This window comes from Corynebacterium sp. HMSC074E01 (assembly GCF_001808885.1).
Classification (GTDB): Bacteria; Actinomycetota; Actinomycetes; order Mycobacteriales; family Mycobacteriaceae; genus Corynebacterium.
In genome coordinates this window covers 25,379-50,800 of sequence record NZ_KV794854.1, presented here as the reverse complement: position 1 = coordinate 50,800, position 25,422 = coordinate 25,379, and the positions used below count along the sequence as shown (strand labels likewise).

Genomic DNA, 25,422 nt, shown 5'->3' with positions numbered 1-25,422 from the left:
TTGATGTTGCTTAGCGCGCTTCTTTAGCGCGCTAAGCTGGTGAGCATGACTACGCAACCTTCTGATGTTGATATTGCTCAAGCTCACCAGCTCGAACCGATTTCGGATATTGCTGCACGTGCAGGCATTCCGGAGACGGCCCTTATTCCTTATGGGCAAAGCAAAGCCAAAGTGGATATCACTCAAGTTGGGGATACTCCCGCAGATGGCAAGTTGGTCCTCGTCACCGGCGTCTCACCGACGCCAGCCGGCGAGGGTAAATCTACTGTTCTTATCGGCTTGACCGACGCCCTCACGCAGCTGGGCAAGAAGGCTATCGTCGCCCTTCGCGAGCCTTCCCAGGGCCCTGTCATGGGCATCAAGGGCGGCGCCGCGGGTGGCGGCTACTCTCAGGTTGTCCCAATGGAGGACATCAATCTCCACTTCACCGGTGACTTCCACGCTATCGCCGCGGCCACTAACACCTTGGCCGCCATCATCGATAACCACATCCACCAGGGCAATGCGCTCAACATCGATCCGCGCCGCATTACCTGGCAGCGCTGCGTTGACGTCAATGACCGTGCCCTGCGCCACGTTGTTACCGGGCTCGGTGGCCCCGCCCATGGCGTGCCGGGGGAGACTGGCTTCACCATTACTGCGGCATCGGAAATCATGGCCATTCTCGGTCTCGCTACCGATTTGGCAGACCTGAAGAAGCGCCTCGGTGATATCACTGTGGGTTACACCTATGACCAAAAGCCGGTCACTGCCCGCGAGTTGGGGGCAGAAGGCGCACTCACCGCGCTGATGCGCGATGCACTCAACCCCAACCTAGTCCAGACCCTTGGCGGTACTCCCGCCTTCGTCCACGGCGGCCCCTTCGCCAACATCGCTCATGGCTGCAACACGCTGTTGGCCACCCAGACTGCTATGCGCTTCGGCGATATCGTCCTCACGGAAGCAGGTTTCGGCGCGGACCTCGGTGGCGAGAAATTCATGGACATCAAGTCCCGCTTCGGTGACCTTGATGTGGCCGGTGCGGTCGTCGTGGCAACGATCCGTTCGCAGAAGTACAACGGTGGGCAGCCGCGCGAGGAGCTCACCACGGAGAACCTGGAAGCCCTGAAGAAGGGCGTGGTGAACCTCGAGCGCCACGTGGAGAATTTGCGCAAGTTCGGGCTTCAGCCAGTGGTCGCGCTCAACCTCTTCTGGAGCGATACCGAGGCCGAGCGCGAGTTCATGCGCCAGTGGGCCGCCGATTTCGACGTCGCGCTCGAAGAAGCAGAAGTGTGGGCCAAGGGCGGAGCGGGAGCAACAGCGCTGGCTGAGCGCCTTCTGGAGAATCTTTCCGAGGGTAACTCCCACCAGCTCTATGATCCCGCTGAGGGCATCGAGGCCTCCATCGACACCATTGCTAGGGAAATCTACCGCGCCGAGCGGGTGGAGTACTCGTCTAAGGCGCTGAAGGATTTGAAGTACATCAAGGACAACGGTTGGGAGGAGTTCCCAGTCGTGATCTCGAAGACTCAATATTCCTTCTCGGATGATCCGAGCCAGCTCGGCGCCCCAGAAGGCCACGTCCTTCATGTCCGCGAGCTGCAGCCCCGCACAGGCGCTGGCTTCATCGTGGCGCTGACCGGCGACGTCATGACCATGCCGGGCCTTCCCAAGAAGCCTGCGGCGAACAACATCGATGTTGCCGCTGACGGTTCCATCTCTGGGTTGTTCTAAACCACGGCCCGTTTTACGCGGCGCAGTCTACGAACTTTGGCCTGGCCACCCGGGATACTCGGGTGGCGTACCGCCGAAGGCGGGGCAAAGATCCTGAAAGGAACACCAGCCGCACAGCTTCGAGGTCTTTGGCCTAAAGTCTCCGGTCTTGCCATCGCCTTCGATCTTGGCCCAGAGCTCACCTAGGTCACGCTCGAAGTACTCGAGTTCCTCCGGCCCAGGCGTGAGGAACATCGAATCCAAAACCTTGAGGTACATCAGCCGCAGCTGCGTAGGGATGGTGCCAAGTAGCCGCCAGTACACCAGCGCGTAGAAATTCATTTGGAACTGCGCGTCCTGGGAATAACGGGGGAGTGGCTTCTTTCCGGTCTTATAGTCCACCACGCGTACCTCGCCGGTGGGAGCAACATCAACGCGGTCGATGAACCCGCGGACGGGCACGCCGTTGGGCAGAACTGTATCGACGTACATCTCGCACTTGTGGGCGTCGAAACCTTGGGGGTTTTCCATCTGGAAGTAGCCTTTGATGAGCTCGCGTACTTCGACGAAGAAGTCCAGCTCCTCGGGCTCTGGTACCAATTCACGCAGCTCCGGATCGGATTCGAGCATCACCGCCCATTCAGGCTTGATCATCTTCACCGCCACTGGGTACTCGCGCTCCTCACGGGGTAGCTTGTGCATTTTCTCCAGCACAGCGTGGACCAGCGTTCCCTTGACCTGCGCCTTTGTCTTAGGTTCAGGCAGCTTGTCGATGGCTCGGAAGCGATAGAGCAGTGGGCATTGCTTGTAGTCGGAGGCGCGGGAAGGGGAGAGGGCTAGTCGTTTCGGCATAATGTTTCTCAGACTAGCGCATAGGCACCCACAGTCCTTCCGGCATCACCCGGCAGTCCGTGGCAAGCTGGAAGCATGAGCACTACGCAAGATTTTCTCGATTTCATCGCCGCCAGTCCCTCCTCCTACCACGCGGCTGAGGAGGTAGCGCGCACGCTCGTTGATGCGGGGTTTAGCCGCCAAGACGAGTCTGCCGAGTGGTCGGCAGCACCAGGCGGTCACGTCATGGTCCGGGGTGGTGCGGTCATGGCTTGGTTCGTCCCCGAAGGTGCCGGTCCGGATTCGGGTTTCCGGATTATCGGCTCCCATACTGACTCGCCCGGTCTTGCTCTCAAGCCCACCCCGGATTTCGACTCCGCAGGTTGGCAACAGGTAGCCGTGGAGGTTTATGGCGGAGTCCTTCTCCACAGCTGGTTTGACCGCGAGCTCACCGTCGGTGGTCAAGTCGTCCTGCGCGATGGCACCCGCCACTTGGTCAATACCGGCCCCTTGCTGCGCTTGCCTTCGCTGGCTATCCACCTCTACCGCAAGGATGAATTCAAGCCGGATCGCCAGCGCCACATGCAGCCGGTGCTCTCCGTGGGCACACCGGAAACGTCGGTGATGGGAGTCGTCGGCAAGCAGCTCGGCGTAGACCCAGAGGACATCGCTTCCTTCAACCTGATTACCGCCGACGCCCAGCGCGGTGAGGTCTTCGGTGCCGGTGAGAGGCTCATCGCTGCCGGCCGCATGGACAACCTTTCTTCCGTTCATGCTTCGCTGCGTGCCCTGCTGGCTGCTGCGAAAAGCGCCGACTCCATCGAGCACAAGGACGTCCTCGTCATGGCGGCTTTTGACCACGAAGAGGTGGGCTCCTCTTCGCGCTATGGTGCGGGTGGGCCGATTCTGGGTGATATCTTGACCCGCACCGCGCGGGCGCTTGGCGCCAATGAGGAACAGCGCTTCCAGATGTTCGCGCGCTCCAGCTGTGTCTCTGCGGACGCCGCCCACTCCGTGCACCCCAACTACGCGGAAAAGCACGATCCCACTCACCACCCGATCATCGGCCAAGGCCCGGTCACCAAGATCAACGGCAACCAGCGCTATGCTTCCGACGCCAACACTGTAGCTCTGTGGGAATCTGCCTGCCGTCGTGCGGGCGTTCCGGTCCAGCGCTTCGTGGGTAATAACGACGTGCCCTGTGGCTCCACCATCGGCCCGATTTCCGCCACCCGCCTGGGCATCCCCACCGTCGACGTCGGTGTGCCGATGCTTTCGATGCACTCGGCCCGCGAGCTGGTAGGCGAGCGCGACCAACTATGGCTTGGCGACGCCCTTGAGGCATACTTGGTGGGTTAATCCTTGCCACCCCAAATTATGTGAAAGGTTTCCACGCCATGGCTTATTCTGGCCCCTTCCGCTACGGCGACCGCGTGCAGCTCACGGATGCCAAGCGGCGTCATTACACCATCGTCCTCGAGGAGGGAGGCCAGTTCCATTCGCACAAGGGCATCATCAGCCACGATGACATCGTGGGCATGGATGAAGGCTCCGTCATCGATTCGACGCTGGGCAGCTCCTTCCTCTTGTTCCGCCACCTCATGGTGGATCACGTCTTGTCGATGCCGCGCGGCGCCGCGGTGATTTACCCCAAGGACTCCGCGCAGATTCTGGTCGAGGGCGATATCTTCATGGGTGCGCGCGTGCTGGAAGCGGGCGCCGGTTCCGGTGCACTCTCAATGACCCTCTTGCGCGCCGTAGGGCCAGAAGGCCACGTTTTCTCCTATGAGGTACGCGATGACCACTTGGAATACGCCGTGGATAACGTCGCCGAATACTTCGGTGAGCAGCCCGAGTGGTGGAGCCCGCGGCTTGGCGATTTGGCCAATGTGACCGTCGAGGAGCTCGGCGGTCCCGTGGATCGCGTCATCTTGGACATGCTCGAGCCCTGGGAGCACCTCGAGAAGGTGCGCGACATACTCATCCCGGGCGGCGTCTTCATGACTTATGTGGCCACCGTGCCGCAGCTGATGAAGGTGATGGAGGGCATCCGCGAGCTGAAGTGCTTTACGGAGCCACGCGCCTGGGAGTCCCTCGTACGTGAATGGAAGGTGGAGGGCTTGGCCACCCGCCCGGAGCATCGCATGAATGCGCACACGGCGTTTCTGATCTGGACGCGCCGGCTTGCCGACGGCGTCACCCCGCCCCGCCCGCAGCGCCGCGCCCGAAAATAAGCCCCGAGGTTAAACGTGGCGCACTGCGCGCTAGGGTGGACCCTATGAACGATGCCACTCATGCCCAGGAACTTGGCCAGCAGCGTCGCCAGATAGAGCAGCTCGCTGAACGCAATGCCAAGCTTGCTGCCCTGTTGAAGGATGCACGCACGAAGCTTCAGCAGATGCTCGCCGAGGTGGACGCCCTTGCGGAACCCGCCTCCACATACGGTGTCTTTCTGGGCTATTCTGGGCGCGCCCATGATTTACACCGCGACGCCGAGGTTTATACCAATGGCCGAGCCATGCGAGTCAAGATTTCGCCCAACTTGGAGCCAGGCTCCCTTAAAGTAGGGCAGCAGGTCCGCTTGGGTGAGGGCTTCGTCGTCGTGGAGGCCTGCGCCCCGGTAAATACTGGCGCGCTGGCGACGCTCCAAGAACGCCTAGGCACCGACCGCGCGGTGGCCATTAATTCCTCCGGTGAAGAGCAGGTTATTCTCCTCGCTGCAGCGCTGCGGGATACCGTGCGCGCCGGCGATACCCTCTTGGTCGAGTCCAAATCAGGCGTGGCCACCGAACGAGTGCACAAGACTGAGGTAGCGCAGCTCACGCTGGAGGAAGTTCCAGACGTCTCCTACGAGGATATCGGTGGTTTGGACGAGCAGATCTCCCTCATCCGTGACTCTGTCGAGCTGCCCTTCCTGCACCCGGAGCTCTACCGCCAATACGATCTCCAGCCGCCGAAGGGCGTGCTGCTCTATGGTCCGCCTGGGTGCGGTAAGACGCTCATCGCCAAGGCAGTGGCGCATTCTCTGTCGGCGTCGCTCGGCGCTACTGCCCCCAGCTACTTCCTCAACGTGAAGGGCCCAGAACTTCTCAACAAGTTCGTGGGTGAGACTGAACGCCGCATTCGCCTCATCTTCGAGCGCGCCCGCGAGCTTGCTTCTGAGCCCACTGCGGATGGCAGCCAGCGGCCGGTCATCATCTTCTTCGATGAGATGGAGTCCATCTTCCGCACGCGCGGTTCCGGTGTGTCCTCCGATATGGAAACCACCGTTGTCCCGCAGCTCTTGACGGAGCTGGATGGCGTCGAAAAGCTCAGCAATGTCATCGTCATCGGTGCCACCAACCGCGAGGAGCTCATCGACCCCGCCATCATGCGCCCGGGGCGCCTCGACATCAAGATTCGCGTCAACCGGCCCACCAAGCAGGGTGCGCGCGAAATCTTCGCCCGCCATTTCCCGGACACCGTTCCACACGAGGGCGAACTTTCCCAGCTCATCGATACCGCAGTGGAGGATCTCTACGCGGAGCGCCCCTTCGTCACGTTGCACTTCTCCAACGCGGATCCGCGCGTATTGCACTACCGGGACTTCGTCTCCGGCGCGATGATCGCCAACATCGTCTCCCGCGCAAAGAAGCTGGCTATCAAGGAGGCGTTGGACGAAACCAACGCGGCGGGGGATACACAGCCCGCCGGCATTACCGCCGCGCACCTGCACCAGGCCATCGCTGCCGAGCAGGCTGAATCGGAATACGTACCTACATCCGCCAACCCGGAGGAGTGGGCCAAGATCGTCGCCGGGACCTCCGCCGGCGCGCATGTCACCGGGGTCGAATTGATGGGAGTACAACCTTGAGTCGTGTTCTAGGTACCGAGACTGAGTATGGAATCTCTACGCCGTCCAACCCGGCGCTATCACCGATCGTGACGTCCACCCATGCTGTTGTGGCTTATGCCGCCCTGCATACCGGTGCGCGCTCCCGTTGGGATTTTCGGGAGGAGCACCCGCTACGCGATAGCCGCGGCTTCGATCTCAAGCGCTATCACACCGTGCCCGTGGTGGACCCGAACGCCTTGGGTGTGGCCAACGTGGTGACCGCCAATGGCGCGCGTTTCTACGTCGACCACGCTCACCCCGAGTACTCCTCGCCGGAGTGTACGAATGCCTGGGATGCGATGCTTTACGACGCCGCCGGCGACCTCATCCTGCGCCGTGCAGGGGAGGCCGTGGCATCGCTGACAGCGCAGGGCACGTCCGTGCTGGCCACACACGATACCTGCCCGCCGCTGAAGTTCTACAAGAACAATGTGGACGGCAAGGGTGCTTCCTATGGCAGCCACGAGAACTACCAGTACTCCAGGGAAACTGACTTCGAGGAAATTGCCCAAGGGCTGATTCCCTTCTTCGTTGCCCGCCAGGTGGTCACCGGTGCTGGGCGCATGGGTTTGGGTGCTGACGGCGAAGAGCCAGGTTTCCAGATCTCGCAGCGCGCGGACTATATCGAGCAGGAGATTTCCCTGGAAACCACCCTCAACCGCGGCATCATCAATACCCGCGATGAGCCGCACGCGGTGGCCGAGGACTTTGGACGCCTACACGTCATCATCGGTGATGCCACTATGTCCCACACCTCGACGCTGCTCAAGCTGGGCATGACGTCGCTGGTGCTCGATGCCATCGAGAGCGGCGTGGACTTTAGTGATCTGCGCCTAGCAGAGCCGGTGGAGGAGGTGCAGCGGGTCAGCCGCGATCTCACCTTGACGCACCAGCTGGCGCTTCGCGACGGCCGCCGCCTCACCGCCCTTGACATCCTCGCCGCCTACCGGGAGAGGGTTACCGCCGCCTCCGAGGCGGATGAGAAGGTACTTGCCGCCTGGGATGAGGTTGTCGCGCTCTTGGCCGACAACCCGCTCAAGGCCGCCCACCTGCTGGATTGGGTAGCCAAATACCGCCTGATTAAGGGCTACCTCGACCGCGGCGTGGCCGCCGATGACCCGAAGCTCGCGCTCATCGATCTCCAGTACACCGACATCGACCCGGCCAAGTCCCTCTACCACGCGCTGGTTCGCAAGGGGCAGATGCGGTCCTTGGTCAGTGAGGAAGAGATTGCTGCTGCAGCGGAAACGCCGCCCGCAGATACCCGCGCTTACCTACGCGGCCACGCCACCCGGAAGTTTGGGGAGGAGGTCTTGGCGGCGTCTTGGCAGTCGCTGACCTTCCGCATCGGTGAGGCCGAGGGAGCCAACTCTGGAACCGCCTGCGTGGCACTCGACGACACAAAAAGACTCGGGCAGGACGAGGTGGGCGCTCTGCTGGAATCTGCGGACAGCGCCGCCGATTTCGTTAATAGTTTGCGCCAGCTCGGGGTGCGAATCGAGTACCCTACACTGTATTAGCGCAGCATTTTCCACTCGCGAAAGGAGCTCTAGAAGATGAGCGGACAGCAGTCTCAGATCAACGCCGGCGGCGGCAACGGTCAAGGAGGCGACACCCCGGAGTTCGACGCCGGACAAGTCAGCATCAACAGCGCGGGTACCGATGACCTCCTCGATGAAATTGACGGTCTTTTGGAGTCCAACGCCGAGGAGTTCGTGCGCTCCTACGTCCAAAAGGGCGGCGAGTAAAGGTGGAGCAGCCCTCCGATAGCGCCCCCGTTTACGCACGGCGGATTATGGGCATCGAAACCGAGTACGGCATCACCGCTAGCGCCAACGAGGGACAGCGAGTGATGTCCCCGGATGAGATAGCCCGCGTACTTTTCCGGCCCATCGTGTCGAAGTACTCCTCCTCCAATATCTTCAGCCCCAACGCCTCCCGCCTCTACCTGGACGTGGGTTCCCACCCGGAGTTCGCTACCGCGGAGTGCGATAGCCTCAGCCAGCTCATTGCCTATGAGCGCGCCGGCGACGCCATGGTCAACCGCATGGCCGTGCAGGCGGAAAAAACCTTGGCGGACGAGGGGGAGAAGCGCGCCGTCTACTTGTTCAAGAATAACGTCGATTCCGCGGGCAATTCCTACGGCTGCCACGAGAACTATCTCATCAGTCGCCACGTGGTGCTCAAGGACCTTGGCAAAGCCCTGTTGCCGTTTATGATTACCCGGCAGCTCATTTGCGGTGCGGGGATGATCAAACCTGCCAAAGGCGAGGAACCTGCGCGTTTCGTGCTCTCACAGCGCGCCGACCAAGTCTGGGAAGGCGTGTCCTCTGCGACGACTCGCTCTCGCCCCATCATCAATACTCGCGATGAACCGCATGGTGATTCCAAGCGTTTCCGCCGCATGCACGTCATCGTCGGTGACTCCAACATGGCCGAGCCCACGATGGCCCTCAAAGTTGGCTCCACGCTGCTCATGCTGGAGATGTTAGAGGCTGGCTTTGAGGTACCGGAGCTTTCGGTGCTTGATCCAATTCAGCACATCCGCGCCATCGCGCTCGACCCAACCGGCCGCACCGAGCTTCCGCTCGAGGGAGGCGGCAACACCACCGCGCTTGCCGTGCAACAGGAGCTCTGTACCGCCGCCGAGCGCTGGCTGGAGCACCGCGAGGACGCAGGCACTCCGACGGCTGAGTTGGCTCGTGTCGTGGACTTGTGGAAGCGCACCCTCCAAGCGATTGAGACTCAGGATTTCTCCGGCGTTGACCGCGAGATCGATTGGGTCATCAAGCGCAGCCTGCTGAACCGCTACCGCGAGCGCCTGGACGGGGATTGGGCGCACCCCAAACTGGCCCAGATCGATTTAACCTACCACGACATCCGCCCAGGCCGCGGCCTCTACAGCGTGCTGGAGCAGCGCGGCATGGTGGAGCGCTGGATCGACGATGCTGCAATCGATGCCGCCGTCGACACCGCCCCGCAGACCACCCGTGCCAAGCTGCGCGGGGAGTTTCTCGCGGTTGCCCGCGAGCTCGATGCCGCGGTAACGGTGGATTGGACGCGGATGAAGGTCAACCGGCCTGAGCCGATGACCGAGGAGTTCTCCGACCCCTTTGTCTCCGAGGACCCGCGCCTAGATGGGTTGTTAGACTACATGCGTTCGCACCCAGGCTCTTAGAGCCTTAGAGCTGATCAAGGAACCTGCCACTATGCCCTCAGCAGATCGAACTGCAGCCAGGACGCCGGTCAGAGACCGCGCTATCGAAAGGCTCACCAACCTCACCTTTGCGCTGCATGGCGCAGCGCACCAAGGCGGGGTTCCGGACCGCAGCGCGGCGTGGATCCGCAGCCACGTCGAGGGCTACCAATCACGCAGCGACGAGGCCTTTCACAAGCAACTTTCCCGTGACATCCTGACCCTGCAGCGCGCCGGCGTGCCAGTAGTACACAGTAGTGGGGCGGAAGGTTCGCTGTATCGCCTCGATCCCGAAAGCTACCAGCTGCCTCCCGTCGATTTCACGCCGGAAGAAGCCATGGTGTTGGGCGTTGCCGGCGGGATTGGCACCCCGGGCGGCTTGAGTGATTTCAGCTTGTCCGCGTGGACAAAACTAGCGGCCTCGGGAGCCTCCCGCGACCTGCGCGGCGCGCCCGTCTACACCGCGGTCAATGACATGACCAGGCTGAGCCCAGAGCTCGTCACCGGGGTGATTACCGCCGTGCGTGCGGGGCTGCGTATCTCCTTTGATTACTTTGCCACGCCCTCAGCCGAGCCGGTTCGCCGCCACATGGACCCGTGGGGGTTGGTCAATCACCGTGATCGCGTCTACCTCGTCGGGTGGGATGTGGACCGGGAGGCACCCCGCACCTTCCGCGCCACCCGCGTGGACAACGTTAAGCGCTCGCGCGCTGGGGCCACCCACCTCGAGCCCACCGCGCCGCTGCAAGATCTCGTCGTGGAAGCGCTTGACCGGGGAGACACCGTCGATGCCCTCCTTGAGGTACCAGATGGCCAGGCCGCGGAGCTTGTCGACGCCGGACGCAGACGCGCGGATGGCCTCCTTGCGCTGACGGGCGTGCGCCGCGATTGGCTAGTGCGCACCGCCGCGGGATATGCACCAGATGTCGTGGTGATTGAACCGACAGAAGTTCGTTCCGACATCATCGCGCTCTTGAGTGGGGAGGAATCGCACCATGGCTGATCAGCCACGCAAACTGCAGTCTCTTGTTCGCTCCCTCAACCTCATCCCATACCTGCGCAACCACCCAGGGGTGACCCCGATGGAGGCGGCCGAGGATTTGGGAATGACCCCTGCTGAGCTTAAGGATGCCGTCGACAGGCTCTTCTGCTCCGGGGTGGGCCGTAATACTGAGGATCTTATCGACTTAAGCTTCAGCTACAGCGATGGCATCGAGATCTACAACGACCAAGGCTTAACCCAGGCCCTGCGTCTGACCCCAACGGAGGCCGGCGCGTTGTTGCTAACGCTCGAGTCTCTTGAGGCAATGCCGGGGCTTGTCGACGTCTCCGCGGTCCATGCCGCCGCCGCGAAGCTACGCGCGATTATGGATGAAAAGACCGCCGCCATCTACGATTCTCTGGCCACGACGGATCCGGAGGAGTCCGAGGTGCAAGCGGCGTTGGCGGGGGCCGTCGACAAGCGCCGGCAAGTGCGTTTTACCTACTGGAGTATGTCCTCCAACCGCACCAGCGAGCGCACCGTGCACCCGGCACGAATATTCATCGTGGATGGCGAACCCTATTTGGTGGCCTGGGATGAATCGGTGGGGGAGCACCGTACGTTCCGCTTGGACCGTATGAGTGATGTTGAGGTGCTTGACGTAACCGCCACCCCGCACCTGCGCAAGCTAGACTTCAACCCCGATTCCCCCTTTGGTCTAGATCACACTCTTGTTGCGCAGCTGGAGATTAACCAAGAATTCACCTGGCTGGCCGAGCACTACGACATCACGCTCGGCGAACGGCTGGAAAATGGCTTCATAGCTGCCACAATGCCCGTCGGTTCCGAAGCCTGGTTTAGCCGCTTCGCCCTCGGCCAAGCGGACCGAATGCGGGTCGTGGGGCCACCGAAGCTTGTCGACGCCATTTCGCAACATAGAAAACGGGCGTTAGAACGTTATACTCAACTGCCAGACTAAGAGCACTTCTGTGTGCAGACTGCCCAGCCCCGCTGCGTGGACCTGTACGCTCCATCTACCAAGAAAGTAGAGGCACCCCAATGACTGTGGGACCTATGGAAATCGGCCTTATTGTTCTCGTCATCGTGCTGCTATTCGGCGCCAAAAAGCTTCCGGAGCTAGCTCGCTCCATGGGCCGCTCCATGCGTATCTTTAAGTCCGAAGTCAAGGAGATGAAGGAGGAGAACAACACTCCCGAGCAGCAGGCTCAAATTGCTGCATCGAAGAAGAACGATGAGGACTTCTGGAACAGCCCGGAGATGCAGCCGCGCACGTCCAAGCCGGCTGACGGAAACCAGAACTAATGATCTTTCCCGGCAGGCAGGCCACGCTCCGAGTCCCTCGGAGTGCTGAGGTCTCGCCTGTCGCCGTGGGCTTTTCTATGGAGGTCTTGCTTTGAGTACCGCGAGTACACCGTCGAATGCTGCTTCTAACGCGCCGAAGCAAAAATGGAGCTCAAAGCTACGCCGCAAGCCCAAGAACCCAACGGGGGAGATGACATTAGTTCAGCACCTCCAGGAGCTGCGCCGACGCATCGTCATTTCCCTCCTCGCCCTCGTGGTGGGCGCCATCATCGGATTCATCTGGTACCAACACGCCCCGTTTGGCATGTCACCGCTGGGCGAGATCTTGCGTGGGCCCTATTGCTCGCTGCCTGAGGAAAAGCGCATCTCTTTCACTGCGGATGGCGAGTGCCGCTTGCTTGCCACCAGCCCCTTCGAAATGCTGCTGCTGCGCCTCAAAGTGGGCGCGTTGGCTGGCGCAGTAATGTCCTCACCGGTCTGGCTCTACCAGATTTGGGCCTTCATCGTGCCCGGCCTGCACAAGAACGAACGCCGCTTTACCTTCTTATTTGTCTCGACAGCGGTCTTGCTTTTCGTGCTCGGCGCGGTCCTTGCCTACGTCATCCTTTCAGTGGGCCTGGAATTCCTCATGGGCATGGGCTCCGAGTATCAAACTGCAGCACTGACAGGTGAGCGTTACTTCTACTTCCTGCTGGCGTTGCTGCTGATCTTTGGCGTCAGCTTTGAGATCCCTCTACTCGTGGTATGCCTTAACCTGATCGGTGTATTGGAATATGACCACGTCAAGGACAAGCGCCGCATCATCATTGTGGTCATCATGATTTTCGCCGCGGTTGTTACACCGGGCCAAGAACCCTTCTCAATGTTGGTTTTGGCCGGTGCCCTTGTGGTTCTTGTAGAAATAGCTTTCCAGTTCTGCCGCATCAACGACAAGCGTCAGAAGCGCCAGCGCCCGGATTGGATGGACTTGGATGATGAAACTGCCTCGTCGCTGGATGAAGGTCCGGGTGCCATTGGCGCACCAACTCCGGTGTCCGCATCCACGAGCGTTTCTGCGTCTTCGCGGCCGGTATCTTCCAGGCCTGTTCCCCCGGCTTCAACTCCTGACGCTCGGGTACAGCAACCTCAGCAGACGAATACTCAGCCCCCGCAGAGCGGCTTTTTCGACGACGTTCTGTAGCCTCGCGGGCCTTCTAATCAAGAGTTCTGTGCGGGGACTTGTACCGGCGTGCTAGTGCCCCGTCCCTGACAGGTACTCTGGGGACTTATGACACTGACGCATCTGGACGAGTTCACTCAAGCACTACCGTACTCACTGGATGACTTCCAGATTGAAGGATGCCAAGCAGTTGAAGCGGGCCACGGTGTTCTGGTCTGTGCGCCCACCGGCGCGGGTAAAACCGTGGTGGGTGAGTTTGCTGTTTCTTTGGCACTGCGCCAAGGAACCCGTTGTTTCTACACCACACCCATCAAGGCGCTGAGTAACCAGAAGTACCACGACCTGGTTGACGCGCATGGCGAGGATGCGGTCGGACTGCTGACGGGTGATGTCTCAATCAACTCCTCCGCGGACATCCTCGTGATGACCACTGAGGTTTTGCGCAACATGATTTATGCGGGCTCAGGCGCATTGGATCGCTTGACCCACGTGGTGATGGATGAGATCCACTTCTTGGCGGATGCCTCGCGCGGCGCAGTGTGGGAAGAAGTCATCCTCAACCTGGAGGAGCACGTCTCCATCATTGGCCTATCCGCAACGGTGTCCAACTCCGAGGAATTCGGCCGGTGGCTGACCACCGTGCGTGGTGACACCAAGGTCATCGTCACCGACAAGCGCCCAGTACCGCTGGACCAGTGGATGATGGTCGGCCGCAAGATCTACCCGCTCTTTGAACCCGACTCAGGCGGCCAGGTAAACAATGAACTGGCACAGCGCATCCAACGTCTGGAGGCCGGCGATACCGATAATGGCCGCGCAGACTATGCCCAGAACCGTGCGAGCTTCCGCGCCCGTGCCCGGCACAAAGGCGGCGGGCGCAGCGACCGGCACAGTGATCGGCGCAGCGGCGCGCCTCGTGCGCAAGACCGCTACCGTCCGCTAGGCCGTCCAGAGGTGCTCAAAGAGCTGCAGGCCATGGAGATGTTGCCGGCGATTACCTTCATCTTTTCTCGTGCGGGCTGCGATGGCGCGTTGTATCAGTGCCTGCGTTCCCGGATGGTGTTGACCTCCCAGGAGGAGGCCACCGAGATCAAGGCCATCGTCGATAAGGGCGTGGAAGGCATTCCGGAAGAAGACCTCAAGGTCCTTGATTTCAAACGTTGGCGCGAAGCACTCTCGCGCGGCTTTGCCGCTCACCACGCGGGCATGCTGCCCGCCTTTAGGCACATCGTGGAGGAACTGTTCGTCAAGGGCCTCGTCCGGGCAGTCTTTGCCACCGAAACCCTTGCCCTAGGCATCAATATGCCAGCGCGCACCGTGGTACTGGAAAAGCTGGTGAAATTCAACGGCGAGGCACACGTGGACCTCACCCCCGGCCAGTACACGCAGCTCACCGGGCGCGCGGGCAGGCGTGGCATCGATACCCTGGGCAATGCCGTCGTGCAGTGGGCACCCGCGATGGATCCGACCGCGGTGGCGGGGCTTGCCTCAACTCGTACCTATCCGCTCATTTCTACCTTCGAGCCCGGCTACAACATGGCTATCAACCTGCTGGGCATGCTCGGCTTTGATGACTCGCTGCGCTTGCTGGAGAAGTCTTTTGCCCAGTTCCAAGCGGACGGTTCCGTCGTGGAAGAGACTCGCGAGATTGAGCGCGCTGAGCATCGCGTCCGCGAACTTCGCGCACAGTTGGATCAGGCCGTGGATAACTTAGCTCCGCCGGCAGCTGATGGCGAGGACCCGGCTGAACTCCTCATGGATTATATGCGCCTGCGCCGCGCGCTTACCGACGAGGAAAAGTCAGCGCGGGCCTCCAAAAAGGAGGAGAGGAACAAGGAGGTCGCGGCTGTCTTGGCCCGGCTGCAAATGGGTGAGGTCATCGCCATCGCGACCAAGAAGCGCCCAACGCTGGCAGTTGTCATCACCCCGGCCAACCAGACTGCTGATCCACGCCCCTGGGTTACCACGGAGTCCGGGTGGTCTGGACGCATCGATGCAGCCGGTATTGAAAATCCGCCGATGGTGCTCGGCCACATGAAGCTGCCGCGTGCGGCGCAGAAGAATCCGCGTCGGCATACCAAATACGTTCAGGATGCCTTCAAACGCGACTACTACAAGCGGCCTAAGAAGATGCGCACTGAGCCGCGTAATCGTCCCAACAAGAAGATCGCGCAGCTGCGCGATGCCCTCCGCGAGCACCCGGTGCACAATTGGCCGGCGACCGACCGCGAACAGTTGGCTGGTGTGGCCCAAAAGCTCGCCCGACGCGAGCTCGAGCTCCACAAGTTGGAAGCCAAGGTGGAGCGCGCGACGGATACCCTCGGCCGCACCTTCGAGCGCATCGTGGACCTGCTGGCGGAGATGGATTACGTAGAGTTTGAAGGCTACGGCGAGAACCGCGAGCCGGTCATCACGGACGAAGGCGAGCGTTTGGCCAAGATCCATTCCGAGTCCGACCTACTGGTGGCACAATGCCTTAAGCGGGGTATCTGGAATGACCTTGACCCGGCAGAGCTGGCCGGCGTTGCCTCCCTCTGCGTCTTCGAAAACCGAAAAGCCACCCGCGGCGAACCAGGTGCGGCTAGCGACGACATGGCGGACGCCATGAACGCAACGTGGCGCATCTACGCGGAGCTTGTCAGCGATGAGAAGCGCCATAACCTGCCGCAAACACGCGAGCCGGAGCCAGCCTTTGCACTCGCTATCCACCAATGGACCGCAGGCGCACCCTTGGCATATTGCATGGCTGCGGCTAACGAGTCAGGCGCGGAGCTGACTCCCGGTGACTTTGTCCGTTGGTGCCGCCAGGTCATCGATCTGCTCCAGCAGGTAGCCAAGACCGGCTACGAGGACGAAATTCGCCGCAATGCCCGGCGCGCCATTGACGCGATCCAGCGCGGCGTCGTCGCCATCGGCGCTTAGTCTCTTCCTAGTCTTCGGAGCTACCGCGAAGCAGTGCCGCGGCTGCCGCCGCGATAGCTGTGCGGTGGGGTGCGATGAGTGCCACGGTGGCTAGCTTGAGGTTGCGCCCCAACGGGTTAAGGATGAGAGCTTGCGTGCCGATGATGGCGTCATCGATTAAAGCTGGTCCGCCCGAGTCACCTTTGACTGCCGGATTCGTGTTGAAGACGAATCCGGCGGGGGAGACGGTGGTGAGGAAATCGACCGACCACGTGCGAAAGAAGGGCAGAAGAAATAACCCCGTTCGCTTCTGTGCGCGGCGGGCCCTTCCGCCGTATCCCCAAGTGCTCACCGGAGCTCGAAAAGGGGGAGTACTGTGTGCGAGTCCCGGTAGGTTTCGTGGTGACGCGGGCTTATCAAGCAAACACAAGGCCATGTCGGTTCCATCAATCGTACGCACGGCGGTGATCCGCCGGTTGAAACCGCCACTCACCTTGTAGTGATCAGCTTTGTCTAGGCCATCGCGGAAGAAGTGCGCGCAGGTCAGAACCAGCCGGGTTGCCTGCTGGGTGCAGGGCTTTAAGGAGGCATCGATGAGCACCCCCGAGCAATAGCTACGGCGGGTGCGGATCTTGACGGCTGCGGGATAGGAATTCACGGCGCCCAGCTTAACTGGACGAAGGCGAGCGGTAGGCTAACTCCCATGACTGATTATGCTTCCCGCTTGGACCGCGCCCGCGCGATTGCCGCTGCCAAGGGTATCGATGTGTTGCTGGTAGGTACCGGGGCCGAGTTCGCGTATCTTACGGGTTCCTGGATCTCGTCCCATGAACGTCTGACCTGCTTGGTTATCCGTCCCGACGCCCAACCGATCATCGTAGCGCCAAGCACCGACATTGAGTCGCTTCAGGGCGTTGCCACGCAGCTGGTGGGGTGGCACGATGGCCAAGATCCCTATGCGCTGGCCTTGGAAGGTGTGCGTCTCAGCACCGTTGCCTTGGGCTCCTCGCTGACCGCAGACCACGTGTTGCGTTTCCAGTCCGCGGTTCGAGACCAGCTAGTTCCGTCCTCACCTTCTTCGACGTCCTCGACGGAGGTACCGCAAGTGGAATACCTTCTAGCTACTGAGGCGCTGGCTGAGCTCTTTAGCCGCAAGGACTCAGATGAGGTAGCGGAGCTGCGCGCTGCTGCGGAGGCTATCGACGCCGTGCACGCCGAGGTCCCGCGTCTCTTAAAGCCGGGGCGCACTGAGGCCGAAGTAGCCGCTGATTTGCGGGAGCTCATCTTGCGCGAACACGATGCGGTTGACTTCATCATCGTTGGTTCCGGCCCAAACGGGGCAAACCCACACTATGACTATGGGGACAGGGAACTTGGCGCGGGTGATCCCGTCGTGGTGGATATCGGAGGGACGCTGGCCTCCGGTTATCACTCTGACTGCACCCGCACCTATGTGGTGGGAGCGGACCCCTCTGCGGCGCCCGCCGATTTCCAGGAGGCCTATGCGGTGTTGGAAAAGGCCCAGGCTGCCGGACGAGCCGCCGCGCGCCCAGGCACAACCGCTCAGGAGATAGACCGTGCCACGCGCAGTGTGATCGAAGCGGCCGGTTGGGGTGAATATTTCACGCACCGCACGGGGCACGGCATTGGCTTGTCGACGCACGAGGAGCCCTTCATCATGGAGGGAAATGAGCTGGAGCTTTCCCCGTCCATGGCCTTTTCGATTGAGCCGGGAATCTACGTCCCGGGTAAGTGGGGTATGCGTCTGGAGGACATCGTGGTGACCACTGAATCCGGGCATGAGTCCCTGAACCAGGCCCCGAGGGGGTTGCGCTGATGGGAGAAACTGGCGCGCTACTGATCCTTGGCGGGCGCAGCGATATCGGTGGCGAGCTTGCACGCCGTCTGTGTGCAGGCCGCCCAGTAGTACTTGCCGCGCGGGGTGAGCACGGTATGGATGAACTCACCACAGAGCTTCTCCGCAGAGGGGCGGTTTCCGTTCACACGCTTTCCTTCGATGCCGCGGATGTTTCCTCCCACCGCGCAGTTATCGAGCAAGCTGCAACGCTCGCGGGTGAGGACATCACGACGGCGGTTGTCGCCTTCGGAATCTTGGGTGACCAGGAACAAGCTGAGCACGACGAGGCGCATGCCTTCGACATCGCCCTGATTGATTATGCCGCGCAGGTATCCATACTCACCGTGCTGGCCGACGTCATGAAAAGAGGCCACATTGTGGCCTTTTCCTCCATTGCGGGCTGGCGTGCACGGCGGGCCAACTATGTCTATGGCTCAACCAAGGCTGGCCTCGATGCCTTCTGCCAAGGTCTGGCGGATCGCCTGCAGGGCAGCGACCTAGCGCTGATCACCGCGCGCCCCGGTTTCGTTATCGGGTCCATGACACAAGGGATGAAGCCCGCGCCGCTGTCGGTGACACCTGACGTAGTCGCACAAGCTGTGGTCAGAGCCGTCGAGTCCTCGTCGAGTTCGCGGCCGGTGTCCCGCACGCTGTGGATCCCACGAACGCTTCAGCTGTTGGCCTGGGTCATGAAGCTTGTCCCGCGCCCCATCTGGCGGCACATGCCGCGTTAGCGATGTCCGAGCGCGGGGGAGTTGGCATCGAAGATGAAGCCGCGCGGTGCAAGGACGCGCAGCACCACGTCGGCATCGCCTTCGGCCAGATCGTGGATGACTAAGCCTCGCCAGGGGGTTACCGAGATGGAAGCGCCCAGCTGGGCAATAAGCCCCGCGTACTCACCGGGCAGCACGCCATCGTGCAGGCCCGCGCCCAGGTCGACGCGGCCGGGCTTGGTGTGATCGGTCAGCCAACCGATGGGCAAGGCCGGCTGTGCAGGGGCCGTACGCGCAGAAAAGGCGAAGCTGTCGAGGTCTTCAGAAAGCCCATTGGACACCTCGAGCACATAGTCCACGAGCTGCGAGATTGCTTCTTCTAACTCCAGGGTTGGACCTGTAGCTGCTCCCTCTCGAATGAGGCGCGCGGAGCCGGCGTCCTCATCATCGTCTCCTGTACTGACGCTGGATAGTTGGAGCCCAGCCGCCACACCGTGTGAGAGGAGATCGCCCGCGCCACCATCGATGCCGAAGACTGCATCCCGGTCGAGAGCGGGGGAGGCTCCTTTGGCTGCAGCCAGGGCATCAGCAACGCGCTGCGCCACACGGCGTGCGTGAAGGGAGAGGGGAGAGGCCAGCACGTGGGCGTCGGTGGTGAGCAGGGGGACGTCGCCAAGCACCTGCTCATCACGGATGCCGCGCAGGCTGATGACGCTGTGCTGCTCTAGGTACACATTGCCATCGCCATGTTCCCTAGCGGCCTGGCCGAGGGCAAGCCACTGCTCGGGGGTGACAACACCGCCTGCCGGATGGAAGCGCAAGGTATCGGATTCGGGATGCTTCGACTCGGAAAGGGACATGGTGGGTCAGTCTAATCGCTCCGGGAGGGTCTCCAGCGAACCAGCAGGTCTAGCAAGTATGGTGGGCTGCATGCCGTTTCTTCTGTTCATCGCGTACATCCTCCTCGAAACCCTGGCGTTTTGGGCAGTTGCCGAGTGGATTGGAGTGCTGTGGGCACTACTAGCCCTGGCGCTGACCATGCTCTTCGGTATGACGATAGCCAGCTGGGAAGTTCGCCGCATGATGGTCAGCCGCATCCGCCAGGCCGAAGACGGAGTCTATGTAATGGAGGATCCCACTCCAGGTAAAACAGCCGGCAACGTCGGCCTGACTATGGTGGGCGGAATCCTGCTTTCGCTGCCCGGCTTCGTCTCCACGATCATCGGTGCTCTGCTCATTTTTGCACCAACTCGTTCCATCATCCGCACGCTTCTTGCTGCATCGATGTTCCGGAAAATCGAGGATATGGGTGTGCGCGTTTACGAGGCCTCACCCATGGCACAACACCGCGACTCCTATGGATCCTTTGGAAGCTTCGGCGCGGGTGCTACCGGCAGCGCCATGGGAAGCAGGGGACAAGCGGACCACACGCACGAAGTCCTCGATGAAGATGAAATCCGCACATGGACCCAACACGTCAAGCCCGAAGACTTTGAGGACGGAAATAAATAGTGCTCACTGTGTGTGCCCGGCTTGTCCTCGCAGCTCTTTCGGGCGCGGTCACGTATCTATCGGTGGAGCCGCGCGGCTGGTGGGCGGCGGGAATCATTGGGGTGGCCATGTTGGTGGCCGCGTTATCGCCTTGGCGAAAGCCCCTGCATTTAGGGTGGGCGGCGCTCATCGCTGTGGTCCATAGCGCTGTCTTGTATCTCTTCACGCTTCCGTGGATTGGTGAGCTCGTGGGCAACATGCCCTATATTGCGCTCGCTATCTTCCTGTCCTTGTACAGCATCCTCCTCGGTACCGGTGGGGCAGCGTTACTGCGTTTAAACTATGGCTTCGCGCTTTTTCCCTTCTTTTATGTGGCGGTGGAAATGCTGCGCTCCTCCGTCCCCTTTGGCGGCTTTGCCTGGGTACGTCTGGCGTGGGGACAGATTGAAGGCCCGCTCGCCAACCTTGCCCCATGGGGTGGGCCTGCGCTTATTAGCTTCGCGGTCGTCTGCGTCGCCGCGGGTGTGGTGGGCCTTGCGCGCGCACCACGGTTAGCCTGTGCCTTCCTGGCAGTGCCGCTTCTTGCAGGGCTCATCGCCTCGCAAGGCGTGAACCGACCTAGCCACATCACAAGCACGATCACGGTAGCCGCTGTCCAGGGAAACGTCCCCCGGCTGGGCCTTGACTTTGCAGCGCAACGCCGCGCAGTGTTGGATAACCACGTCCGCGTCACTGAGCAGGCAGCACAGGATGGAGCACGGCCAGACATCGTCTTTTGGCCTGAGAACTCCTCCGATATCAATCCTTTTGCCAACGAGGACGCACGGGCGCTTATCGACGGCGCCGCCCACGACATCGACGCCCCCATCCTCGTCGGAACTCTCACCCGAGATGAGGTCGGCGCGCGCAATACGATGCAGGTATTCAACCCGGATGGCTCGGTGGGGCAGCACCACTACAAAAAGTACTTGCAGCCCTTTGGTGAGACGATGCCGATGCGTGAATTCTTTAGGAAGATCACCGATCTGGTAGACCTAGCGGGCGACATGAAGCCCGGTGATGGGTCAGGAGTGGTGACTATGGCAGGGACTGCGGTGGGCGTTGCTACGTGCTACGAGGTCAGCTTTGACCAGGCGTTCCGAACGGCCATCGATAACGGCGCACAGATTCTCACAACGCCGACGAATAACGCCACGTTCAGCGATTCTGACATGACCTACCAGCAGCTGGCTATGAGCCGCCTGCGCGCAATGGAAGCGGACCGAGCCGTGGTTGTGGCCGCCACATCAGGAGTCTCAGCCATCGTGCACCCCGATGGTTCAGTGAGCCAGGAAAGCGGTATCTTTGAACCGGCTTATCTCGAAGAGGAACTTCCGCTGCGAGAAGGGCGTACATTTGCGGTGCGTTATGGTTCGCTCCTGCAGTGGCTCATGACTATTATTGGAACGGTCTGCGCGCTGTTTGCGATCCATTCCACCCGCTTGACTGGACGACGCAGCGCGTCTTAAAGCAGAAACCTAAAGGAGCAAGTAACTAGTGAGCTCGACCCACGAATCTACTCTGGTCATCATCCCCACCTACAACGAGATTGAGAACCTGCCGCTGATTACCGGCCGCGTGCGCAAGGCCACTCCCGAGGTTCACATCCTGATCGTGGACGATAATTCCCCGGATGGCACCGGAGAGGCTGCAGACAAGCTGGCCGCCGAGGATCCTCACCTGCACGTGCTGCACCGCGAAGGCAAGGGTGGCCTTCTCGGCGCTTATATCGCCGGCTTCGAGTGGGGCCTAGAGAAGGATTACCAAGTTCTGTGCGAAATGGACGCCGACGGCTCCCACGCACCGGAGCAACTCCACCTCTTGCTTGAGGAAATCGAGAAGGGCGCAGATCTGGTCATTGGCTCTCGCTACGTACCGGGTGGAGAGACAGTGAACTGGCCTGCCAACCGCGAGCTGCTTTCCCGCCTGGGCAACAAGTACATTTCTGTCGCCCTGGGTGCTGGCATCAATGACATGACCGCTGGCTACCGCGCTTTCCGGCGCGAGCTGCTTGAACACCTCGACTTTGAAGAGCTCTCCAACGCCGGATACATCTTCCAGGTGGACGTTGCATTCCGCGCCATCAAGGATGGCTTTGATGTCCGCGAGGTTCCGATCACCTTCACCGAGCGCGAGCTTGGTGAATCCAAGCTGGACGGCTCCTTTGTCAAGGATTCCCTGCTCGAAGTAACCAAGTGGGGTGTGTCTCACCGCTCTGAGCAGATCAGCGATTTCACTTCGGAGATTTCGAAGATCACCTCCCGCACGGTCAAGGACATGGAGCTTGGCCACAAGGTCACCACGGTCAAGAACGCTGTATCGGACTTCGTTTCCGAAATCTCCAACCTAGTTAAAGGCACCTTCAAGAAGTAACTCGATGCCCACGGCGCCTCATACACGCCCGTGAATAAGAAAGCTAAGCCCGGAAGCCGCAGTATGGCCTCCGGGCTTTTTGCCGTAGTGACCAGTACTAGTGCTAATGTCATAAGTAGCACTTTAGCTGGTGCACAGTGACTTAATTCACTGTTTCTCACACTACGGATCGTTCGGCACGTACCTGCCGATGGAGGAGATTTTGCTATGGCAACCGTAACGTTCAAAGATGCTTCCCTAACCTACCCGGGAGCGAAAGAACCCACCGTCAAGAAATTCAACCTGGAAATCGCCGATGGCGAGTTCCTCGTCCTCGTCGGCCCTTCCGGCTGTGGTAAATCCACCACGCTGCGCATGCTGGCGGGTTTGGAAAACGTTACCGACGGTGCCATCTACATCGGCGACAAGGACGTCACCCACGTTGCTCCGCGCGACCGAGACATCGCCATGGTCTTCCAAAACTATGCGCTCTACCCGCACATGACCGTGCGCGAGAACATGGGCTTCGCACTGAAGATCGCCGGCAAGTCCCAAGACGAGATCAATAAGCGCGTCGACGAAGCCGCCGCCACTTTGGGCCTCACGGAGTTCCTCGAGCGCAAGCCGAAGGCCCTGTCCGGTGGTCAGCGTCAGCGTGTGGCCATGGGCCGCGCCATTGTTCGTAACCCGCAGGTCTTCCTCATGGATGAGCCGCTATCTAACCTCGATGCCAAGCTGCGTGTTCAGACCCGTACCCAGATTGCAGCCCTGCAGCGCAAGCTTGGGGTTACCACCGTCTACGTCACCCACGACCAGACGGAGGCCTTGACCATGGGTGACCGCATCGCGGTGTTGAAGGATGGCTACCTGCAGCAGGTTGGAGCGCCCCGCGAGCTTTATGACCGCCCCGCCAACGTCTTCGTCGCCGGCTTCATCGGCTCCCCAGCCATGAACCTGGGCACCTTCTCAGTCAAGGATGGGGACGCCACCTCTGGTCACGCTCGCATCAAGCTTTCCCCGGAAACCCTCGCTGCGATGACGCCGGAGGATAATGGCCGCATCACCATCGGTTTCCGCCCGGAGGCGCTGGAGATCATTCCGGAAGGCGAGTCCACCGAACTTTCCATCCCAATCAAGCTCGACTTCGTGGAGGAACTTGGTTCTGATTCCTTCCTCTACGGCAAGCTGGTGGGTGAGGGCGACCTCGGATCCTCAAGCGAGGACGTCCCCGAGTCCGGCCAAATCGTCGTCCGCGCTGCGCCGAACACCGCGCCTGCCCCGGGCAGTATTTTCCACGCACGCATCGTGGAGGGTGGCCAGCATAACTTCTCGGCGTCGACTGGCAAGCGCCTTCCTTAAGCCCGCGTGCCGGCTGCCCCGCGGCACGTAATAGGTAGGGCAGTTCTAGCCACAATCAGCAGAAAAGGTGGAGTGATTCGCCATGAAAGAGTCCATGAGCATCACCTCGTCGACGTACGCGTCGGCGCTGCTGACACTGCCCTGGGATACGCCCCTGGAACATTGGCCCGATGATCTCATCGCCGCACTGCCCAGGGGTATTTCCCGGCACATCGTGCGTTTCGTGGGGATCAACCGTGGCATCGTCGCGGTCAAAGAAATTGGTGCGCGTACCGCCCACCACGAGTACAAGATGCTGCGTGAACTGCAGCGCCTTGGCGCCCCCAGTGTGCGGCCAGTAGCCGTGATCACCGGACGCCATCCGGCAGAGGAAGACTACGGTGAGCTCACCGCAGCTTTGGTGACCGAGCACTTGGAATTTTCCCTGCCCTATCGCGAGATCTTCTCTCGGCACCTCACGGTCGTGGAAGCGGAGAAGCTCATCCGCGCCCTGTCCGTGCTTTTGGTGCGGATGCATCTGCTCAACTTCTACTGGGGCGACGTGTCATTGTCCAACACTCTCTTTCGGCGCGATGCCGAAACCTATTCCGCCTATCTCGTCGATGCCGAGACAGGAGAGTTCCAGCCCAACCTCTCTGAATCACGCAGGCTTTACGACGTCGACATAGCCCGCGTCAACATCATCGGCGAGCTCATGGACCTCCAGGCGGGTGAATGCCTAGATAGGTCCATCGATGTCATCGCCCTAGGAGGCCTCGTCGAAAGCTCTTATCTTGAACTGTGGACGGAGCTCACCGCGGAGGAATCCGTCGATGCCAGTGAATACTGGCGCGTCTCCGAGAGAATTGACCGCCTCAATCAACTGGGCTTTGACGTAGGGGAGCTCAAGGTCACGAAGGACGATTCGCGGCAGGTTGTGCGCATTCGCCCTGTCGTGGTGGATCCGGGCCACTATCGTGCAGAGCTGCTGAGCTTGACCGGGCTGAGCGTCGAGGAGCATCAGGCCCAACGCCTGTTGGGCTCGATACAGGCCTATCAGGCCGTCGAATGCGGACCGCATGTGGGTCTTACCCAAGCCGCGCATCTTTGGATGACGCATGAATACGAGCCGACCATCGCCGCCGTCCCCGTGGAGATGTTAGACAAGCTGGAGCCGGCACAGATCTTCCACGAAATCGTTGACCATCGCTGGTTCCTTGCCCAAGAAAGGGGAGGGGATGTCACCCTCCCGGAGGCCACGGCATCCTATCTTGAATCCGTGCTTCCTGCCCGCCGCGACGAGGCTCGCCTCCTCAGCACAAGCCCTTCAGAAGAAGACTTGTCATAACCTCTCGCGTGCCCCAACAGCTCCTGCGATCACAAATCCTCCCTCCTATCCTCAGCTGTTTTTTATATGTATTTGTATGGTTTAGGCCCGATTGCCCCATAAATGGGGAAGGTTTCAATGTCCGAATATGGATATGGTCACAATCGGGTGTTTTGGGTCCGAATTCTTTTGAATATGTGGAATTCCTCACTAAGGTGGAAGACAGGCTAACCAGTTCATAGTCGGACTACGATCCGCTATGAAGCACTTGGTGGCGCTGGGAAGAAGCCTTCGTTGCTGGAGGTCTCCCAGACACAACCGAATACGAGCCAGGTATCCATCTCGG

At 60.8% G+C, this 25,422-nt stretch carries 22 protein-coding genes; 19 read left to right on the top strand and 3 right to left on the bottom strand.

Annotation, left to right across the window (positions count from 1 at the left end; all coding sequences use genetic code 11):
• Positions 1 to 45 precede the first annotated feature (45 nt).
• Positions 46 to 1,713 carry a formate--tetrahydrofolate ligase gene (locus tag HMPREF2537_RS09660; protein WP_070528273.1) on the top strand — a complete coding sequence of 556 codons (1,668 nt, stop codon included), beginning with the start codon at positions 46 to 48 and terminating at the stop codon, positions 1,711 to 1,713.
• 27 nt (positions 1,714 to 1,740) lie between these two features.
• Here HMPREF2537_RS09660 and HMPREF2537_RS09655 read toward each other — a convergent pair whose 3' ends face one another.
• On the bottom strand, positions 1,741 to 2,544 hold the full coding sequence (locus tag HMPREF2537_RS09655; protein WP_070528270.1) for a RecB family exonuclease: 804 nt from the start codon (positions 2,542 to 2,544) through the stop codon (positions 1,741 to 1,743).
• Positions 2,545 to 2,619: 75 nt separating this feature from the next.
• Between HMPREF2537_RS09655 and HMPREF2537_RS09650 the strand changes: the two genes are divergently transcribed.
• The 11 genes from HMPREF2537_RS09650 to HMPREF2537_RS09600 all read left to right on the top strand — a co-directional run bounded on the left by HMPREF2537_RS09650 (position 2,620) and on the right by HMPREF2537_RS09600 (position 15,979).
• Positions 2,620 to 3,882 (top strand): M18 family aminopeptidase, encoded by a 1,263-nt coding sequence (locus tag HMPREF2537_RS09650; RefSeq protein ID WP_070528267.1) that lies wholly within the window; start codon positions 2,620 to 2,622, stop codon positions 3,880 to 3,882.
• A 38-nt stretch (positions 3,883 to 3,920) separates the two neighbouring features.
• Positions 3,921 to 4,757: a tRNA (adenine-N1)-methyltransferase gene (locus HMPREF2537_RS09645; protein ID WP_070528264.1), complete on the top strand. Its 837-nt coding sequence runs from the start codon at positions 3,921 to 3,923 to the stop codon at positions 4,755 to 4,757.
• 44 nt (positions 4,758 to 4,801) lie between these two features.
• On the top strand, positions 4,802 to 6,376 hold the full coding sequence (gene arc / locus HMPREF2537_RS09640) for a proteasome ATPase (protein WP_070528261.1): 1,575 nt from the start codon (positions 4,802 to 4,804) through the stop codon (positions 6,374 to 6,376).
• On the top strand, positions 6,373 to 7,917 hold the full coding sequence (gene dop / locus HMPREF2537_RS09635) for a depupylase/deamidase Dop (RefSeq protein ID WP_070528257.1): 1,545 nt from the start codon (positions 6,373 to 6,375) through the stop codon (positions 7,915 to 7,917). The genes arc and dop overlap by 4 nt, the downstream gene beginning before the upstream one ends.
• A gap of 36 nt (positions 7,918 to 7,953) precedes the next feature.
• Complete coding sequence (locus HMPREF2537_RS09630) at positions 7,954 to 8,145, top strand: ubiquitin-like protein Pup (RefSeq protein WP_010186632.1); 192 nt, start codon at positions 7,954 to 7,956, stop codon at positions 8,143 to 8,145.
• 47 nt (positions 8,146 to 8,192) lie between these two features.
• Positions 8,193 to 9,575: a Pup--protein ligase gene (gene pafA / locus HMPREF2537_RS09625; RefSeq protein WP_070528253.1), complete on the top strand. Its 1,383-nt coding sequence runs from the start codon at positions 8,193 to 8,195 to the stop codon at positions 9,573 to 9,575.
• A gap of 31 nt (positions 9,576 to 9,606) precedes the next feature.
• Positions 9,607 to 10,596, top strand: coding sequence for a helix-turn-helix transcriptional regulator (locus tag HMPREF2537_RS09620; RefSeq protein ID WP_070528250.1), 990 nt, complete (start codon positions 9,607 to 9,609; stop codon positions 10,594 to 10,596).
• Positions 10,589 to 11,554: a helix-turn-helix transcriptional regulator gene (locus HMPREF2537_RS09615; RefSeq protein WP_070528244.1), complete on the top strand. Its 966-nt coding sequence runs from the start codon at positions 10,589 to 10,591 to the stop codon at positions 11,552 to 11,554. Before HMPREF2537_RS09620 ends, HMPREF2537_RS09615 begins: the two co-directional genes overlap by 8 nt.
• Before the next feature lie 80 nt (positions 11,555 to 11,634).
• Complete coding sequence (gene tatA / locus HMPREF2537_RS09610) at positions 11,635 to 11,898, top strand: Sec-independent protein translocase subunit TatA (protein ID WP_070528242.1); 264 nt, start codon at positions 11,635 to 11,637, stop codon at positions 11,896 to 11,898.
• 190 nt (positions 11,899 to 12,088) lie between these two features.
• A complete protein-coding gene (gene tatC, locus HMPREF2537_RS09605; RefSeq protein WP_070528241.1) occupies positions 12,089 to 13,078 on the top strand; it encodes a twin-arginine translocase subunit TatC in 990 nt (329 codons plus the stop codon).
• 87 nt (positions 13,079 to 13,165) lie between these two features.
• Entirely contained in the window at positions 13,166 to 15,979 is a 2,814-nt protein-coding gene (locus tag HMPREF2537_RS09600; protein ID WP_070528239.1) for a DEAD/DEAH box helicase, read from the top strand.
• 7 nt (positions 15,980 to 15,986) lie between these two features.
• On the opposite strand, the gene HMPREF2537_RS09595 is transcribed toward HMPREF2537_RS09600, so the two are convergent.
• Positions 15,987 to 16,616: a serine protease gene (locus HMPREF2537_RS09595; protein WP_246820305.1), complete on the bottom strand. Its 630-nt coding sequence runs from the start codon at positions 16,614 to 16,616 to the stop codon at positions 15,987 to 15,989.
• A gap of 45 nt (positions 16,617 to 16,661) precedes the next feature.
• Between HMPREF2537_RS09595 and HMPREF2537_RS09590 the strand changes: the two genes are divergently transcribed.
• Positions 16,662 to 17,795, top strand: coding sequence for a M24 family metallopeptidase (locus tag HMPREF2537_RS09590; RefSeq protein WP_070528238.1), 1,134 nt, complete (start codon positions 16,662 to 16,664; stop codon positions 17,793 to 17,795).
• Complete coding sequence (locus HMPREF2537_RS09585; RefSeq protein WP_070528237.1) at positions 17,795 to 18,550, top strand: SDR family oxidoreductase; 756 nt, start codon at positions 17,795 to 17,797, stop codon at positions 18,548 to 18,550. The genes HMPREF2537_RS09590 and HMPREF2537_RS09585 overlap by 1 nt, the downstream gene beginning before the upstream one ends.
• Here the strand turns inward: HMPREF2537_RS09585 and HMPREF2537_RS09580 are convergent.
• Positions 18,547 to 19,389, bottom strand: coding sequence for a cobalamin biosynthesis protein (locus tag HMPREF2537_RS09580; protein ID WP_070528234.1), 843 nt, complete (start codon positions 19,387 to 19,389; stop codon positions 18,547 to 18,549). The two genes, HMPREF2537_RS09585 and HMPREF2537_RS09580, sit on opposite strands and share 4 nt — an antisense overlap.
• 70 nt (positions 19,390 to 19,459) lie before the next feature.
• Between HMPREF2537_RS09580 and HMPREF2537_RS09575 the strand changes: the two genes are divergently transcribed.
• From HMPREF2537_RS09575 to HMPREF2537_RS09555, 5 genes are all read left to right on the top strand, one after another.
• Positions 19,460 to 20,041: an FxsA family protein gene (locus tag HMPREF2537_RS09575; protein ID WP_070528231.1), complete on the top strand. Its 582-nt coding sequence runs from the start codon at positions 19,460 to 19,462 to the stop codon at positions 20,039 to 20,041.
• Positions 20,041 to 21,528: an apolipoprotein N-acyltransferase gene (lnt, locus tag HMPREF2537_RS09570; RefSeq protein ID WP_371326357.1), complete on the top strand. Its 1,488-nt coding sequence runs from the start codon at positions 20,041 to 20,043 to the stop codon at positions 21,526 to 21,528. Before HMPREF2537_RS09575 ends, lnt begins: the two co-directional genes overlap by 1 nt.
• A 28-nt stretch (positions 21,529 to 21,556) precedes the next feature.
• Positions 21,557 to 22,432 (top strand): polyprenol monophosphomannose synthase, encoded by an 876-nt coding sequence (locus HMPREF2537_RS09565; protein WP_070446632.1) that lies wholly within the window; start codon positions 21,557 to 21,559, stop codon positions 22,430 to 22,432.
• Between the two features lie 207 nt (positions 22,433 to 22,639).
• Positions 22,640 to 23,770 carry an ABC transporter ATP-binding protein gene (locus HMPREF2537_RS09560; RefSeq protein ID WP_070446633.1) on the top strand — a complete coding sequence of 377 codons (1,131 nt, stop codon included), beginning with the start codon at positions 22,640 to 22,642 and terminating at the stop codon, positions 23,768 to 23,770.
• A gap of 82 nt (positions 23,771 to 23,852) precedes the next feature.
• The gene (locus tag HMPREF2537_RS09555) at positions 23,853 to 25,097 is read left to right on the top strand and encodes a DUF4032 domain-containing protein (protein WP_070446634.1); all 1,245 of its coding nucleotides are present in this window, start codon (positions 23,853 to 23,855) and stop codon (positions 25,095 to 25,097) included.
• The last annotated feature ends 325 nt before the right edge of the window (positions 25,098 to 25,422 follow it).

Coding starts and splice junctions, on each gene's coding strand:
- HMPREF2537_RS09660 (WP_070528273.1), top strand. CDS start 46: ATGACTACGCAACCTTCTGATGTTGATATTGCTCAAGCTCACCAGCTC.
- HMPREF2537_RS09655 (WP_070528270.1), bottom strand. CDS start 2,544: ATGCCGAAACGACTAGCCCTCTCCCCTTCCCGCGCCTCCGACTACAAG.
- HMPREF2537_RS09650 (WP_070528267.1), top strand. CDS start 2,620: ATGAGCACTACGCAAGATTTTCTCGATTTCATCGCCGCCAGTCCCTCC.
- HMPREF2537_RS09645 (WP_070528264.1), top strand. CDS start 3,921: ATGGCTTATTCTGGCCCCTTCCGCTACGGCGACCGCGTGCAGCTCACG.
- arc (WP_070528261.1), top strand. CDS start 4,802: ATGAACGATGCCACTCATGCCCAGGAACTTGGCCAGCAGCGTCGCCAG.
- HMPREF2537_RS09630 (WP_010186632.1), top strand. CDS start 7,954: ATGAGCGGACAGCAGTCTCAGATCAACGCCGGCGGCGGCAACGGTCAA.
- pafA (WP_070528253.1), top strand. CDS start 8,193: ATGGGCATCGAAACCGAGTACGGCATCACCGCTAGCGCCAACGAGGGA.
- HMPREF2537_RS09620 (WP_070528250.1), top strand. CDS start 9,607: ATGCCCTCAGCAGATCGAACTGCAGCCAGGACGCCGGTCAGAGACCGC.
- HMPREF2537_RS09615 (WP_070528244.1), top strand. CDS start 10,589: ATGGCTGATCAGCCACGCAAACTGCAGTCTCTTGTTCGCTCCCTCAAC.
- tatA (WP_070528242.1), top strand. CDS start 11,635: ATGACTGTGGGACCTATGGAAATCGGCCTTATTGTTCTCGTCATCGTG.
- tatC (WP_070528241.1), top strand. CDS start 12,089: ATGACATTAGTTCAGCACCTCCAGGAGCTGCGCCGACGCATCGTCATT.
- HMPREF2537_RS09600 (WP_070528239.1), top strand. CDS start 13,166: ATGACACTGACGCATCTGGACGAGTTCACTCAAGCACTACCGTACTCA.
- HMPREF2537_RS09590 (WP_070528238.1), top strand. CDS start 16,662: ATGACTGATTATGCTTCCCGCTTGGACCGCGCCCGCGCGATTGCCGCT.
- HMPREF2537_RS09585 (WP_070528237.1), top strand. CDS start 17,795: ATGGGAGAAACTGGCGCGCTACTGATCCTTGGCGGGCGCAGCGATATC.
- HMPREF2537_RS09580 (WP_070528234.1), bottom strand. CDS start 19,389: ATGTCCCTTTCCGAGTCGAAGCATCCCGAATCCGATACCTTGCGCTTC.
- HMPREF2537_RS09575 (WP_070528231.1), top strand. CDS start 19,460: ATGCCGTTTCTTCTGTTCATCGCGTACATCCTCCTCGAAACCCTGGCG.
- HMPREF2537_RS09560 (WP_070446633.1), top strand. CDS start 22,640: ATGGCAACCGTAACGTTCAAAGATGCTTCCCTAACCTACCCGGGAGCG.
- HMPREF2537_RS09555 (WP_070446634.1), top strand. CDS start 23,853: ATGAAAGAGTCCATGAGCATCACCTCGTCGACGTACGCGTCGGCGCTG.